The sequence below is a fragment of the Kocuria sp. KRD140 genome (assembly GCF_017168375.1).
Taxonomy (GTDB): Bacteria; Actinomycetota; Actinomycetes; order Actinomycetales; family Micrococcaceae; genus Kocuria; species Kocuria marina.
Map to the genome: position 1 here is coordinate 293,754 of NZ_JABFAW010000002.1, position 15,812 is coordinate 309,565.

The window sequence follows — 15,812 nt, forward strand, 5'->3', positions numbered from 1 at the left end:
CCGTACCACCCGTGCCCGCTCAGACGGAGTCGCGGTCCACCGTGAAGGCCCCCGCCGTGTCCGGGGGCGAGGGTGCGGGCTCGTCCCGCACCAGGGCGTTGATCACGGCCACGATGTGCCGGGCCGTGACCTCCGGGTCCAGCGCCACCATGGTCAGCGGAGGGTCGGCCAGCGCCGCCGCCGGGGAGTCGTTGACCCCCACGATCGCGAGGTCCGCGGGCGCTTTCCAGCCGAGCCGCCGCATCCCGCAGAGCACGGCGAGCGCGGCGGTGGTGTCGTGGGCGCACACCCCGGACGCCCCCGGGTGCCGTTCGCGCCACTGCAGCAGCACATCGGCCGCCCCGCGGGGATCCGCAGGAAGGGGAAGAGCGCTCGGGCGAGGCAGGCCACGGGCCGCGCACTCGCGCTGCAGCACCTCGAAGCGCCACTGGGAGACGCCGTGCATGTGCTCCCCGCCCGTGATCGCATAGCCCAGGTGCGTATGGCCCGCGGCCACGAGCCGCTGCACCTGCACCCTGGCGATGTCCCGCTCACGGAGACCCGTGATCCACCGCCCCATGTCGTCCGAACCGGTCCAGGAGAGGACGCCGCGCACGCCACTTCGACGCATGCGCTCGGCGTCGTCCTCCGCGAGGTCCCACGCGAGCACGGCGGCCGGCGTCACGGAGGACCAGACCTGGGCGGCGGGGCGGCGGGTCCACGCATGGATCACCATGGACAGCCCCACCTCGGAGAACAGCACCGAGAGCCGCTCCACGATCACCCCGATGTCCTCGGTGAGGGACCCCGCTGGCGGGAGGTATAGCAGCACGGAGGTGGAGCGGCCCCGGCCGAGCGCCCGCGCCTCCGCCGAGGGCGCGTAGGAGAGCTCCCGGGCGGCGTCGAGCACGCGGCGTCGGGTGCCCGCGGAGATGGACTGTGAGGGGGTGTCGTTGAGCACGAAGCTCACGGTGGTGCGGGAGACCCCGGCCAGCCGTGCCACGTCGGCGCTCGTGGTCCGCCGTGCGGGGGTGCGGTGCCGGTGCATGCTCGTGAGTTCTCCCTGGAGGTCGGTGGCCACATGGTAGCGAGTGGCCCACCGCCGCCGGGCCCTGATGCCCCACGAATGTGAGCTGTTACACTCGACAACCATCAAGCTAACACGCGTTAGTGTGCACCGGCACGGACCGCTACCGACCCGGGCCCCTCCCGGCGCACGGCCTGCCTGCAGGGAACTGGAAGCGGCCACGTCGCCGCGAGGTTTCGGAGCCGGTACCCGTCGGGAACGCCGTCGGGCACCGGCTGCACCACCCGGATCCGACCGGGGCGCGCGACCGCAAGGAAGTTGGAGAACCACATGGACACTCAGGACGTCGACGTGATCATCATCGGTGCCGGGATCTCCGGCATCGGCGCCGCTCGGGAGCTCGCCGGCACCGGCCGCACCGTCCGCATCCTCGAGGCGCGCGAGAACATGGGCGGCACGTGGGACCTCTTCCGGTACCCGGGTATCCGCTCGGACTCGGACATGGCCACCTTCGGCTACCGCAGCCACCCCTGGACAGGAGAGCGCAGCCTGGCCACTGGGGACACCATCCTCGACTACGTCCACTCGGCGGCCGAGGAGGCCGACGTCACGAAGGACATCCGGTTCGGGCGGCGGGCCGAGCAGGCACGGTGGTCCTCCGAAACCCACACGTGGACCGTCACGCACCGCGACGTCCACACGGGCGGGGCCGAGCAGCTCACCGGCCGGTGGCTGTTCATGGCCACGGGCTACTACCGCTACGACGAGGGCTTCACCCCCGACTGGCCCACGCTGTCCGAGTTCGAGGGGACCGTGGTCCACCCGCAGCACTGGCCGGAGGACCTGGACGTGGCGGGCCGTCGCGTGGTCGTGATCGGCAGCGGCGCCACCGCCGTGACCCTCGTGCCCGCGCTCACGGACCGCGGCGCTCACGTGAGCATGCTGCAGCGCTCCCCGTCCTACGTGGCCTCCGTGCCCGGCAGGGACGAGACTGGCATCAAGCTGCGCAAGTGGCTGCCGCCGCGCGTGGCCGGGGAGGCCAACCGCTGGCGCAACATCGTGCGCTCCATGGCCATCTACGAGTTCAGCCGCCGCCGACCGCAGGCCATGCGGGACCTGCTGCACCGCGGGGCTGTGAAGCACCTGGGCCCCACCTTCCCGGTGGACGAGCACTTCACCCCCGAGTACGACCCGTGGGACCAGCGGCTGTGCGCGGCACCGGACGGCGACTTCTTCAAGGCTGTGCGCGGGGACCACGCCGAGGTGGTCACGGACACCATCGAACGCTTCACCGCGGACGGCATCCAGCTGCGCTCGGGCCGTCACCTCCAGGCGGACGTGATCGTCACCGCCACGGGGCTCAACGTGCAGTTTCTTGGGAACATGGATCTCGTGGTGGACGGGGAGACCGTGGATCCGGCCGCGCGCGTGAGCTACCGCGGCATGATGCTCGACGGCGTCCCCAACATGGCCTTCGCCATCGGGTACACGAACTCCTCGTGGACCCTGCGCGTGGACCTGATCACAGAGTACTTCCGGCGGCTGCTGGACCGCATGGACCGCGAGGGTGCCGTGGCCGTCACGCCCCGGTACTCCGGCCCCCGCACCGGGCTGCGCCCGCTCATCGACCTGGCCTCCGGCTACATCCAGCGTGGCGCGCACCTGCTGCCCCGCCAGGGCCGCGACGGGGCATGGAACGTGCGGCAGAACTACCTGCGGGACCGGGTGCTGTTCCGTCCGGGTGCCGAGAAGGACGAGCAACTGGAGTTCACGGTGCCCGCCCGCACCGCCTCGGGGGTGGGCGCGTGAGCACGCAGATGTGGAACGGGCTGAGCTGGCGCGAGACCGGTGAGGGCACCCCGGTGCTGCTGATCCACGGGATCGGACGCAGCCTGGCCGACTGGGACGAGCAGCACGAGCGTCTGGCCGCGCGGCACCGTGTGATCAGCGTGGACCTCCCCGGCTTCGGTGGCTCCGAGGTCCCCACCGAGGGCATGAGCCTCTCGAATCTCGCCTCCCGCGTGGCGGAGTTCGTGCGCGCCCAGGGCATTGCGCCGGCCCACGTGGCCGGCAACTCCCTGGGCGGGGCCGTGGCCATGCAGCTCACCGCCGACCACCCGGAACTCGTGCGCAGCCTGCTGCTCGTGGACTCCGCAGGATTCGGACGGGGCGTGAGCCCGGCCCTGCGTCTCGCGGCGCTGCCCGGGGTGGGCGAGCGCGCACTGGCACCGAGCCGCAAGGGTGCGCTGCGCTCCGAGCGGGCCATGTACCACGACCCCGCCCTGGCCACGCCCGAGCGCGTGGAACGCGGCTACGAGCTCGCGCAGCGCCCCGGCGGCTCCGAGGCCATGCTGCAGATGCTGCGCTCGATCGGCTCGATCGCGGGTGTGAAGCGGCCCTGGCGGCGCCGGCTGCTCCCCCGCGTGCGGGCCACCGGTGTTCCCGTGTTCATCATGTGGGGCGACAAGGACACGGTGCTGCCCTTCCGTCACCTCGCCCGCGGGGCGAAGGCCCTGGGGGCTCGCAGCCACCGGTTTCCCGACACCGGCCACGGGCCCATGATCGAGCGGCCCGACGAGTTCGCCCGCCTGGCCACCGAGTTCTGGGCGAGCGCGGAGCGCAGCTGACGACGCCGCACGGGCCGGTCCCGGCCGGGCCTCGGCCGCACCCGCTTAGCGGCCGCCGCGGCGTCGTGCCGGGGTGCGCGGCGCGGGGGGCAGCACAGCATCGAGGAAACGGGACCGGACCCGGTTGGGCCGACCGCCCGGGGTCCGGGACAGCGACCACGAGAGCACGAGGTGCTCCCGCGCGCGGGTGATCCCCACGTAGAGCAGCCGGCGCTCCTCGTCCATGGCATCCGGGGTGTCGGCGAAGCTGATGGGCATGAGTCCCTCGGAGAGCCCCACGAGGAACACGGCATCCCACTCCAGGCCCTTAGCCGAGTGCAGGGACGCGAGCGTGACCCCGTCCACCACCGGGGCCTCCTGGGTGGTCGCACGGCGTTCGATCTCCTGCGCGAAACCGGCGAGCGACAGCGTCTCGCCGTCCGCCACGGCGCGGCGGGCCATGGTGTCCGCGAGCGAGACGAGTGCACGCAGGGACTCCCACTTGGCGCGCGTGGCGCTGTCGGAGCGCGGGGCCCGCTCCGTGTAGCCGAGCGAACCGAGCATGTCCCGCACCTGCTGGGGGACGTCCGCGCGGTCCGCGCCCGCCGTGCGTGCGGCGGAACGGATCTGCACGATGGCCTGCCGGATCTCGGGCCGGTTGAAGAACCGTTCGGAGCCGCGCAGCTGGAAACCGATGTTCGCATCCGCGAGTGCGGCTTCGAATGCCTGCGACTGGCCGTTGGTGCGAAACAGGACGGCGATCTCGTGCGGGGCCACGCCGTCGTCGATCAGGTCCTGGATCCGCACGGCCACGCCCGCGGCCTCGGCCTCGTCGTCCGGGTACTCGTTCCACGCGGGCTCGGGGCCCGCGGGGCGCTGGGAGACCAGGCGCAGCGGTGTGGCCCACGTGTCCGGGGTGGACGTGAGGGACGGGCGGCGCGCGGCCAGCAGCCGGTTGGCGGTGTTGACCACCTGAGGGGTGGAGCGGTAGTCGCGGATCAGCTCCACCACAGACGCCCCGGGGTACCGGGACGGGAACTCCAGCAGGTGCCGGGACGTGGCGCCCGTGAAGGAGTAGATGGTCTGGGAGGCGTCCCCCACCACGCAGAGATCGTCCCGGGAGCCGAGCCACGCGTCCAGCAGCCGCTGCTGCAGGGGCGAGACGTCCTGGTACTCGTCCACCACGAACTGGCGGTACTGCGCGTGCACCGCCGCGGCGATCCGCTCGTCCTCCTCCAGGATCCCCACCGTGATCAGCAGGACGTCCTCGAAGTCGATCAGGTGTCGGTCCGCCTTGAGGTCCTCGTAGGACTGGTAGAGCCGCTGCATGGTGCGGACGTCGTAGCCCGCGGGCATGTCCCGCTGGCCCGCCGCCTGCGGATAGGTGTCCGGGGTGTGCATGGAGACCTTGGCCCACTCGATCTCGGCCGCGACGTCCCGGACGGTCGCCCGGTCCGTGGTCAGGCGCATGGCCTGGGCGGCCTCGGTGATCAGTCTCGCCTTGTGGTTCACGAGCCCCGGCGGGGGCCCACCCACGGCCTGCGGCCAGAAGTACTGCAGCTGGCGCAGGGCGGCAGAGTGGAAGGTCCGGGCCTGCACACCGGGAGCCCCGAGGGCCCGCAGCCGCTGGCGCATCTCATTGGCGGCGCGCGCGGTGAAGGTCAGGGCCAGGGTCTTCTGGGGGGTATAGACCCCCGAGGCGATGCCCCACGCGATGCGGTGGGTGATGGCCCGCGTCTTGCCGGTGCCCGCTCCAGCGCGCACGCACACCGGACCGTTCAGTGTGGTCGCGACCACGCGCTGCTCCGGGTCCAGGCCTCCGAGGATCCGCTCCTCGGCGCTCTGCTCCACGCTCACCAATCGGTCCCCGGGAGGTCCTCGCCCAGCCAGCTGACGATCAGCGCGTGCGCGATCGACACCCTCCCCGGCAGCGTGACCTCACCGGTGCGGGTGCTCGTGAGCAGCTGCTCGCGCGTGAACCACCGGACGTCCAGGATCTCCTCGCCGTCCGCCTCGGCCACCGATGTGTGGGCCACGGCGCGGAATCCCAGCATCAGGGAGCGGGGGAACGGCCACGGCTGAGAGCCCTGGTACTGCACGGTGTCCACCGTGATCCCGGCCTCCTCGCGCACCTCGCGCACGACCGCTTGCTCGGCGGACTCCCCCGGCTCGACGAAGCCTGCGAACGTGGAGTACATGTTGCCGGCCCATGCCGCAGAGCGGCCCAGCAGGATGCGCTGCGAGGCCGGGTCCGGGCCGTCCTCGACCACCGCCACGATGACCGCTGGATCCGTGCGGGGGAAGTGCAGCGAGTCGTCCTCGAGGCAGCGCCGGGCCCACCCGGAGCGGATGCTCTGCGTGAGCGCCCCGCAGCGAGGACACCGCGGGTGGTCGCGGTGCCACAAGGCCACCGCCTGCGCCGTGACGAGCAACGACGTCTGCTCGGGATCCACCACGGTGGCCAGCGTGCGCAGCCCCTCCCACCGGGCACCGTCGAGACCGGACAGCTGGGTGTCCTCGGGGAAGGTGCGCAGGATCACCTGGGTGCCGTCCGCCAGGCGGCCCAGGTACACGTCCGGGCGGCCGGCATCGTCCGTGGGTCCCGGGACCTCCGCCACGAGCGGGAGGACCAGGGCGCCGTCGCGCGTGGGGGCCTGGGAGCCCCGCAGCACGAGCACCCGCGCGGTGGGCGAGGCGAGCGCCTCAGCCACGAGATCGCTGTGCTCCCGGGCGACCGCGTCCCGGTCGAAGGGGCGCCCGGCGAAGGGCAGCTGGGCGTCGTCGAGCAGGGGCGCGACGGCGCCGGGACGGTCCTGGCATGAGATCATCCGACCACTGTAGACCGGGGTCCGGACATCCTCACGGGCCGCGGTGGACAGCCCGCCCCGGGCCGAGGCCGGTAGGGTGGGTGAGGTGAGAACGACCCCCGAATTGCTGGCCGCCGTCGCGGCCGCGGCCGTGCCCGGGGTGGCCCCTGTGGCCACCGGTCCTTCTCCCGACGACGCCGCGGATTTCCGCTCGTGCGTGGTCCAGGACTCCGAGGGCCGCCGCTGGCGCGTCCGCAGTCCCCTGAACACCGAAGCGAGCATGCGCCTGGAGACCGAGCACCTGGTGTTGCAGGCGTTCACCCCGTCCGTGCGCTCGCGGTTGCCGTTCCACCTGCCCACGGTCGCGGGGTCCGTGGCGCAGGACGGGTTGCGCACTTTTGTCTACTCGCACCTGCCGGGTCACACGCTTAGCCTGCGGGAGTTCCAGCGGCAGAACGAACATCCCGAACCTCCCGTGCACACGCCCTCCCCGAGTGCGACGCCGCGCGCCCCCCTGGCCGTGCAACTGGGCCGTTCGCTCGGGTGCCTTCATTCTCTGCCCCGTGCGCTCGTGATGGACGCGGACCTGCCCGCCTACAGCGCCGAACAGTGCCGCAAGCGCATGCTCCACGATCTCGATCAGGCCGCGACCACGGGGCTGATCCCCGGGGACCTATTGCGCCGGTGGGAGGAGGCCCTCGAGGACACCACGCTGTGGCAGTTCTCCACGCGCGTGGTGCACGGGGACCTACACGAGGACAACATCACCGTGGACCACGGTTCACTCGCGTCCTTCACGGGGTGGAGCGATCTGCACGTGGGCGATCCCGCCGTGGACTTCTCATGGCTCGTGGGCATGTCCGACCCTGCGTTCGCGGACACCGTGATAGAGGCCTACTCCGTGGCGGCCGTCCAACCCCCGGACCGCCATCTGTTGCGCCGCGCGCACCTCAAGGCCGAGTTCGCGCTCGCGGAATGGCTCGTGCGCGGTGTGGACCGGGGCATCACGTCCATGGTGGACAACGCCCAGCGGATGCTCACGACCCTCGCGGCGGACGTGCGGGCCAGCGCGTCGCCGTCCCCGGGGGTGGCCGGTCCGCCGCCCGCCTCGACCGCGTCGGCCGCCGCGTCCGGTGCGGATCGGGCCGGCGACTCCGACGTCGACTCGGTGGACCGCACTGACTCCGACGGCCGCGCCCTCGACGGCGACTCCGCCCCGGACGGTCACCCCAGCGACTACGGCTTGTCCCCCGACCATCACTCCGGCGAGGGCGGCTCCTCCACCGGCGGTTCCTCCGCGGCGTCCGGATCCGTCACGCCCACCTCGTAGAGCGAGCTCACCACGGCCTCGAGTTCCGTCTCGTCCGCGAGGTCGTGGGGACGCACCACCAGGTCCGCGGCCACGTAGTAGAACGCCGCCGACACAAGCTCCACCGGGACCTCGTGCAACCGCGCGAACGCCAACCGGTACAGCGCGAGCTGCCCGGACTTGCGCTTGAGCTCCCGACCGTGCGGGATTCGCCCTGTTTTCCAGTCCACGAGTTCCCAGCCGTCCGCGGTGCGGAACACGGCATCGATCCGACCGCGCACCGTGAGCGACCCCACCGGGGTCTCCACGGGCAGTTCGATCGCGTAGGGCTCCAGAGACGCCCACGGGCTGTTCCGGAAGGTCTCGGCGAGCCGGGGCAGGTCCAGGTCCTCGTCCACGTAGTCGTCGGAACCGGGCAGTTCGTCCGCGTCGAAAATCGCGGAGTCCCCGAAGAAATTCTCAACCCACGTGTGGAACGCCGTGCCCGCCCGGGCCGCGGAGCCCGGTTTGCGTGGCATGGGTCGGCGCAGATTGCTGATGAACCCCTCGGGATCGGTGTCCATGGCCACGAGCGCGGACGCCGAGACGTGGGAGGGCATGTGCACGCTGCGGTCCTCCTCGGACGCCGCGCGGCGACCCAGCAACAGTTCGGCCTCGCGCCGCCACCGCGTGACCACGTCACCGGAGGGCCCCTGTGCCAACTCCTCGTCCGTGAGCTCGCGGGTGTCCGGGAAACCGCGCTCGGCCACGGCGCGGGCAGCGCGTTCCATGACCTCTCGGCGGCCCCGGTGTGCCGGAGCGATCACGGTTTCCATGTGCTCACCGTCGGCGGAGCGTTCGGTGCGCACGAGTTCCGGTCCCTCCACGGGGTCGTACGGCCACAGCGCGCTGACCCGGGTGTCCCGCTGCGGGTTGGTGGCATCCGGTCCCGGCTCGACCCACGGACCCGCCTCGAAACCGGGGCTCGATCCCTCGACCAACTCCCGCGCTTCGAGCAAAAACGGTGAGGCCTCCTTGACCTCCTGGGCGGTGCCCCGGAACACGCTGCCGGAGAGTTCGAGCAGGGACTTGGCGCGCGTGAACGCGACATAGGCCAACCGACGTTCCTCGGCGAGGTCGTACTGTTCGACGTCCTCCGCGAACTCCTCGTAAGAACTCTCGAGTTCGCGCACGTCCGAGACGCGCGCATCCCACTGGGGCAACTGAGCGGCGTCGCCCCGTAACGGCCACGGCAGCTTGGCCGCTTCCAGGGTCCACGCGGAGGACTTCTTGGAGGGGAAGTCGTTCTTGTTGAGCCCGGGGACGTAGACGTGGTCCCACTCGAGGCCCTTGGAGGCGTGGACCGTGAGCAGTTGTACGGCGTCCCGGCGCGTGTGCGCGGGCGGAAGTTCCAGGCCGTTCTCTTCGTGGGACGCGGCCTCGAGCCAGTCCAGGAACGCGGCGACGTCGTGCGTGCGGGTCGTGGCCGCGAACTGGACCGCCTGGTCGTGGAAGCCGTCCAGGTTGCGCCGCGCGTGCACGGGATCCTCCCCGGGCAGCGCGGCGAGTTCGATATCGAGGCCCAGCACGGTCTCGACCTCGTGGATCACGGTGGTCAGCTCGTCCCCGAGCACACTGCGCAGGTCTCGCACGTCCCGGCGCAATGCGCGCAACCGGCGCACGCCCTCGGCACTGATCCCGCGACCGCGCGAGGAGACCCAGCCCTCGGGGGGCAGTGTCTCGAGCGCCTCGATCAGGCTCGCGCGGTCCACGATGTCCGCCATGACCACGGGCTCCTCGGCATTCTCGCCGGTGGTGGCCGCGTCGTCGGCGGGCTCCGGATCCTCGCCGCGCGCGGCCCGCTCGTGGCCGCGCTCGAGGGTCGCGGCCCAGTCGCCGAGTGCCGCGAGGTCGCGTGCACCCAGCCGCCACCTGGCACCGGCGAGCAATCGGGCGAGGGCATCCGAGCGGCCCGGATCGGTGAGGACGTGGAGCATCGCGACGACGTCGGCGACCTCCGGGGTGTGCAACAGCCCACCCAGCCCGACCACTTCGTAGGGGATGTCCCGGGCTTCGAGTTCCAGGCGCAGGGGTTCGAACTGCGCGCGTTTGCGGCACAGCACGGCCATGGTGGGCATCTCGTCCGGGGCCTGGCCCTGATGCGCGGCCCGCTGGTCGTGGATCGACGCGGCCACGGCCTGGGCCTCCTCGGTGTCCGTGAAGTAGCGGCTCACCCGCACACGACCGCGCACCGCACCCGGCGCCGGGTCCAGCGGCGGGACCTCGACCGTGGCCGCGGAACGGCTCCACGCGGGCGGGGTGCGCAGCGGCTCGGCCACGGCGTTCGCCACCTCGAGGACCGCGAGGCTGTTGCGCCACGCCGTGGTGAGGAAACTCGTGTCCGCGAACCGGGACGGCTCCACGTCCGAGGACCCCCGGACCGGGAAGTTCTCCACGAAACTGAACAGCTGGCCGGAGGACGCCCCCCGGAAGCCGTAGATGGACTGCTGGGGATCGCCCACGGCCATGACGCAGTGCCCCTCCCCGAACAATCCCGAGAACAGGGCCAACTGGGCGTGGGACGTGTCCTGGAACTCGTCCAGCAGGACCACCGAGAAGCGTTCCCGCTCGACCGTGCGCGCGTGGGGGTCCATCCGCACGATCCGTGCCGCGAGTGCCAGCAGATCACCGTAGTCGAGCGCCGAGTCCACGCGCTTGGCCGCGCGGAAGCGCTCCACGAGCTGCGCGAGGACCTCGGTCTGCTCCATCCGGCGCACGGCGTCCTGCACCTTGCGCCCCGGGGACTTCTTCCGCCCGTCCGGAGGGGTGTCCAGGCACATCGCACGCAGCCGGCCCACGAACTCGTGGATCCGGCGCGGTTCCACGAGGTGCTCCGAGGCCTCGGACGCCAACTGCATGAGACCCGTGGTGAGCGTGGATGCGGCGGGCACGGTCGCGGGCAACGGACCGTCCCAGCTCTGCACGAGGTCGTGTGCGAGTTGCCAGGCCTGGGCCTGACCGAGCAGGACGGTGTCCGCTTCCACGCCCAGCCGAAGCCCGTAACTGCGTACGAGCGAGTTCGCGTAGGAGTGGTACGTGCTGACCGTGGGCTCCTGCGCCGCGGCCGGGGCGTTGTCGTCCTCGGGTTCGTCGATGAGTCCCGCGCGGCGCAGGTTCCGCAGCTTCTGGTTGATCCGCTGGGACAGTTCGCCCGCGGCCTTGCGCGTGAAGGTGACCCCGAGGATCTCGTCCGGGCGGGCCAGCCCGTTGGCCACAAGCCACGCGACGCGATCGGACATGGTGGTCGTCTTACCCGAGCCCGCGCCCGCCACGACCAGTCGTGGGGTCAACGGGGACGCGATCACCGCGGCCTGTTGCTCGGTGGGCGGGAAGTCCCCGAGCGCCTCCGCGATCTCGTACGGGGAGTACCGGACGTCCTGCGGTGAGCGGGGCTGGGGGGCGGAATCCTGCTGGGTCATTTCTCTGTGACCTGCCTTCCCTGGGCGCACAGCGGACACAGCCACGGGACGGAGCACCGGATCCCGAATCCGGCCTCCTGATCCGCGGTGTGCCGCGCTTCGAATCGCGTGCCCGCCACGAGGAGGGCCGCTTGCGTGATGAGGTCCCGCGCCCAGCGGTGTTCCTCGTCCAGGGGGTCCTGGACTTGCACACCGGGCGACGCCGCGGGGCTGCCGAGCTGGACGAGCAGCGCTCCCCCTGGTTGGGCGGACACGGCGCCCTCGGGCAGCTCGATGCGCTCCGGACGTCGGGTTTCATGCAGATCCTCGGTGCGGGAGGCCTCCTGCATGGCCCGCCCGGCGCCGGCCTGCAAGGCCACCTGATACGCGCCCAGCTGCGGGTGCTCGGGGATGTCCTTCTTGGTCGGCTGGTGTTTGCCGGTCTTGAGATCCACGACGACGTGGCGCCCGTGGGCGTCCACCTCCAGCCGGTCCACGCGCCCGGTCAGCAGGGCGTCCCGGGCCTCGCTGCGCACCAGGACCTCGAAACTGCCCTCCACCGAGACGAGCTCGCGCCCGTGCTCGGAGCGCATCTCCCGCGAGTACTGCGCGAACTTACGCAACATCTTCTCCGCGCGTTCGAGCTCCTGCTCCCCCGTCCAGCCGTGGGGCATGCCCAGGGAGGGCCAGCGGCGGCGCAGGTGCGCGATCAACTCGACGCTGTCGGCGTCCGGGAGTCGCTCGGCGATGTCGTGCACGAGCGTTCCCAGGCTGCGCCGCAGATCGGTCACCTCGGTGGCATGGGCCTCGCTCACGAACCAGTCGAGCGGGCTGCGGTGGATCGTCTCGATCGTGGACGGGGAGACGCGTACCGCCTCGTCCGGTGCGAACAGCGCGTCCTCGGTGGACAAAGCGTTGCGGCCCCACCACTGCTCGGGCGCGGCACCCGGCACGGGCTCTGCGAGGTCGGCGAAATCATGCAGCAGACGCGCGGCGGCCTCTCGTTCGTGGGCGGCCGCGTCCGGTTGCTGCACGGTGCGGCGCAGCGCACCCGTGAGCTGGCGCAACGTGAGGGGTTCGGGTGCGCTCAGTTCCTCGACGGAGATGCCGGGATCGTCGCGGCTCCCACCGGCCACGAGGTCCACGAACTCGGACGGTTGCTCGTCCTGGCTGGCCACCGCGGTGACCGTGAGGCCGGCCGTGGCGCGGGAGACGGCCGTGGCGAACTGCCGCAGTTCGTCGAAGCGCACCTGCCGCAACCGGTCCACCGCGCTCAACCGTGTGGCCTGTTCCGGCCCGTGGTCCAGGGCGTCGGTGAGCACGTCCGTTCCCAGCAACTGACCGCGCAGGGCGGTGTTGGGCCACACCCCCTGTTGCACCCCGGCGACGACCACGTGCGCCCACTGCCGACCCGCCGACCCCGCGGGGGTCATCACCGAGACGTTGTCCTCCGCCGGTGCTCGGGCCGCCAGGGTGTCCATGGGCAACTCCTGGTGGTCCATGTAGTCCATGAACGCCCGTGCCGTGGCGCCCGGGACCTGGTCCACGAACCGCTCGGCGGCCTCGAACAGTCCGACGACGGCGTCCAGGTCCCGGTCCGCCCGCACGGCCTCCGCTCCCCCGGCCAGGGCACGACGCCGCCAGCGCGGTGCGACCCCGGACGCGTCCCACAGGGCCCACAACACGGATTCAGCGGTGGCGCCGGGCTCGTCCAGCGCCTCCTGACCGGCCTGGAGCATGTCAGCGACGCGCGCCGCGGAATCCGAGTGCACCTCCGCGAGCTCGAGCAACACACCGTCCGCGAGCGCCTGGACGAGGAGGTCGTCGCTCGTGCGTCCACCCCCGGTACGCAGCTCGTAACCGCGCAGTTTCTGGCGGATCCGGCGCACCTCCATGGGGGACGCCCCGCCGATCCGCGACGTCAACAGGGCCACCGCGGCACTGGCCGTGAGCATGGATCGGTGGGCGGCCCGCTCACGGTCTGCGTCCTCGGCCTCCGAGCCTTCCATCGACGTTCCGGAAGCGGAATCGGGATCGTCGCCCGGTTGCCCACCCCGGCCCGGGCCGGCCTCCTGTGCTTCCTGATCAAGTGCTCCGTCCGGTTCCGCGACCGCATCCTGCGCCGCGAGCAACAAGCGCAGGGCATGCAGCAGCGGGATCACCGCGGGTTCCTCCCGCAAGGGGGTCTCGGCGGCGGACGTGGTCGTGGGCACGCCCAGCGCCGACAGCTGCCGGGTCAGCGCCGACAATTGGGAACCGCTGCGCACGATCACCGCCATGTCCCGGTAGGGCACACCGTGCAAAACATGCAAGCGCAAGAAGTGGTCCGCGCACCAGCGCGCCTGGGCCGTGGGCGAATCGAAGAGCGTCGCGCGCACCGAACCCGGCGCTGCGGCGTCGTCGGCAGGGTGGGCGTCGTCGGCGGCATGGAGGTCGTCGGCTGTGTCGGCATCGGTTGCCTGGGAGGCGATGTGCTCGGTCGCACGGGGTTGCTCGGGAGCCCGCTGGACCCGGGCCCCCGGCACGACCGAGATGGCCCGCGCCACGCGCTGCCACGCCTCGTTGACCCGCAGCGGCATGCGGTGACTCGTGCCTAGCTGTAAGCGCTGCAGTGGCCGAGCGGGGGTGCCCACCCGGTCCTCGAGCGTGCGCAACAGGTCCGGGCGGGCGCCGCGGAACCCCTGGACGGTGGTGTCCGGATTGGCGGTGAACACGGCGTCCCGGCCCCGGGTGAGCACCCCGATGAGCCGGTGGGCGGACGGGGTGGCGTCCTGGAGGTCGTCCACGAGCACGACGTCCAACCGGTCCTGTTCCCGGGCGAGGAAATCCGGATTCTCCTCGAGGACGCGGGCCGCGCGGTCCACGAGCTCGGACGGGTCGAAGGCGTTGGGCATGCGCAGGGCGCGGATCTGCTGGTACTCGGCGCGGAACGCCGCCGCGCTGCGCCACTCGGGGCGACCGAGGGGTTGCGCCCAGCGCGCCAGGACGTCGGGCGCCATGCGGTATTCGTTCATGCGGTCGAACAGCTCGCGCAATTCGCCGCGGAAGCCGCGCGTGCCGAGCGCCTGATCGAGTTCCGCGGGCCACACCACGGGGCTGCCGTACCCGGCAGCGTGCCCGCGCATCATCTCCGCGAGGAACGCGTCCTGTTCCGGCCCGGACAACAACACCGGTGTGGTGGTGACCCCGGGCAACAGGTCCTGGGCCTGTGCGCGGCGCAGGACGTCGAACGCGTACGCCTGCCACGCGCGCACGAGCGGCGTGCTGATGGTCGCGCGCGCACGGCGGCTGATCTCGTCCCGCAGCGTGGCCGCCAGTTCACGCGATGGCGCGAGCACGAGCAGGCGCTGCGGATCGGCTCCCTCGACGATCCGTCGCACCGCACCCTCCACGGTCACCGTGCTGCGCCCCGTCCCGGGTGCTCCCAGCACGAGGACCGGCCCGTGGTCGGCCGGTAGCTCCACGACGGTGCGTTGCGCGGGGTCCAGCTCCGGGTCCGCCCCGCCGGATTCGACGCCGCGGGGCGGCAGGACGCGCCAGGACGGTTCACGCTGCGTTCGCATGTGGTGATCACATCACGGTCATCCGACACGCATAACGGCCCGCGCACCGACCGGTACCGTGGTCGCATGGCTTCCCCGCACGACACAGGTGACACCGAACAGCCCGCACTCTTCAACGTGCCGCCCCCGCCACCCGCGGCGGACCCCGAGGAACCCGCCGCGCCGCAGCCCGAGCAGCCCACGCTGTTCGACGCCGCGCTCGAGCCCGCGCCTGAACTCACGCGGGACAACGCTGCCGGCACCCGCTCCGCGCCCTCACGCGACCGCGCGTCCGAAGTAGCACAGAGCGCCGGCGACGACGCCGTCGAGCCCGCGGCGACCGCAGCAACCGTCCCCCACGGGGCGGCTCGCAGGGAGGTCGGCGCCGCGCCGTCGTGGACCGCCGGCGAGCGCGCGGCGTTCGACCTCGAGACCACGGGGCGGGATCCGCAGGAGGCGAGGATCGTGACGGCGTCGGTGGTCCTCGTGGACGCCACTGGGACCGTGACGCGGGAATGGGAGTGGCTCGCCGATCCCGGGATCGAGATCCCCGCGGAGGCCGCCGCGGTCCACGGCGTCACGACCGAGCGGGCCCGCGCCGAGGGCCGCCCCGCAGCGGAGGTCACCGCGCAACTGCACGACGTGCTGAGCGGGCTGTGGCGCGTGGGGATCCCGGTGCTCGCATTCAACGCCGCCTACGACCTCACGGTCCTCGCGAGAGAGAGCGAGCGCCACGGTCTGCCCGCCCCGGCCCCGATGCCCGTGCTGGACCCGTTCGTGCTCAACAAGCAGGTGCACCGCTACCGCCGCGGCAAGCGGACGCTGGGCGCACTGTGCGAGGAGTACGGCGTGGTCCTGGATGCCGCACACACCTCCGCCGCGGACGCATTGGCCACCGAGCGGCTCGCCACCGCCCTGGTCGAACGGTTCGCAGAGCTCGAACGACCCGCGGAAGAGCTGCACGAACTGCAGATCGGCTGGGCAGCCGAGCAAGCGGCGTCGTTGCAGGAGTACTTCCGGCGCCGAGATCCCGAGGCCGTGGTGGACGGCACGTGGCCCGTCCACCCGCACCCCTGACCCCACCCGCACCACTACAGCGACCGTC

Annotated in this window: 8 protein-coding genes and 1 pseudogene; 4 read left to right on the top strand and 5 right to left on the bottom strand. The window is 72.0% G+C overall.

Going from position 1 to position 15,812, the window contains the following annotated elements; all coding sequences use genetic code 11:
- Window positions 1-19: 19 nt before the first annotated feature.
- A complete protein-coding gene (locus J1M36_RS03565) occupies window positions 20-1,060 on the bottom strand; it encodes a LacI family DNA-binding transcriptional regulator (RefSeq protein ID WP_260850548.1) in 1,041 nt (346 codons plus the stop codon).
- Between the two features lie 276 nt (window positions 1,061-1,336).
- On the opposite strand from J1M36_RS03565, the gene J1M36_RS03570 reads away from it, so the two are divergent.
- Together J1M36_RS03570 and J1M36_RS03575 are read left to right on the top strand one after the other, a co-directional pair.
- Complete coding sequence (locus J1M36_RS03570) at window positions 1,337-2,815, top strand: NAD(P)/FAD-dependent oxidoreductase (RefSeq protein ID WP_064846094.1); 1,479 nt, start codon at window positions 1,337-1,339, stop codon at window positions 2,813-2,815.
- Complete coding sequence (locus J1M36_RS03575; protein WP_197493103.1) at window positions 2,812-3,633, top strand: alpha/beta fold hydrolase; 822 nt, start codon at window positions 2,812-2,814, stop codon at window positions 3,631-3,633. The genes J1M36_RS03570 and J1M36_RS03575 overlap by 4 nt, the downstream gene beginning before the upstream one ends.
- A gap of 45 nt (window positions 3,634-3,678) precedes the next feature.
- Here J1M36_RS03575 and J1M36_RS03580 read toward each other — a convergent pair whose 3' ends face one another.
- Together J1M36_RS03580 and nudC are read right to left on the bottom strand one after the other, a co-directional pair.
- Window positions 3,679-5,469 carry an ATP-dependent helicase gene (locus J1M36_RS03580; protein WP_098053948.1) on the bottom strand — a complete coding sequence of 597 codons (1,791 nt, stop codon included), beginning with the start codon at window positions 5,467-5,469 and terminating at the stop codon, window positions 3,679-3,681.
- A complete protein-coding gene (nudC, locus tag J1M36_RS03585) occupies window positions 5,466-6,440 on the bottom strand; it encodes an NAD(+) diphosphatase (protein WP_206478671.1) in 975 nt (324 codons plus the stop codon). The genes J1M36_RS03580 and nudC overlap by 4 nt, the downstream gene beginning before the upstream one ends.
- A gap of 85 nt (window positions 6,441-6,525) precedes the next feature.
- Between nudC and J1M36_RS03590 the strand changes: the two genes are divergently transcribed.
- On the top strand, window positions 6,526-7,749 hold the full coding sequence (locus J1M36_RS03590) for a macrolide 2'-phosphotransferase (RefSeq protein ID WP_231885528.1): 1,224 nt from the start codon (window positions 6,526-6,528) through the stop codon (window positions 7,747-7,749).
- On the opposite strand, the gene J1M36_RS03595 is transcribed toward J1M36_RS03590, so the two are convergent.
- Window positions 7,677-11,186, bottom strand: coding sequence for an ATP-dependent DNA helicase (locus J1M36_RS03595; RefSeq protein WP_206478672.1), 3,510 nt, complete (start codon window positions 11,184-11,186; stop codon window positions 7,677-7,679). The genes J1M36_RS03590 and J1M36_RS03595 overlap by 73 nt on opposite strands.
- Window positions 11,183-14,728 carry an ATP-dependent DNA helicase gene (locus J1M36_RS03600; protein WP_206478673.1) on the bottom strand — a complete coding sequence of 1,182 codons (3,546 nt, stop codon included), beginning with the start codon at window positions 14,726-14,728 and terminating at the stop codon, window positions 11,183-11,185. The genes J1M36_RS03595 and J1M36_RS03600 overlap by 4 nt, the downstream gene beginning before the upstream one ends.
- A gap of 384 nt (window positions 14,729-15,112) precedes the next feature.
- Between J1M36_RS03600 and J1M36_RS03605 the strand changes: the two are divergent.
- Window positions 15,113-15,784 (top strand): annotated as a pseudogene (locus tag J1M36_RS03605) (3'-5' exonuclease); the annotation flags it as partial.
- Window positions 15,785-15,812 lie beyond the last annotated feature (28 nt).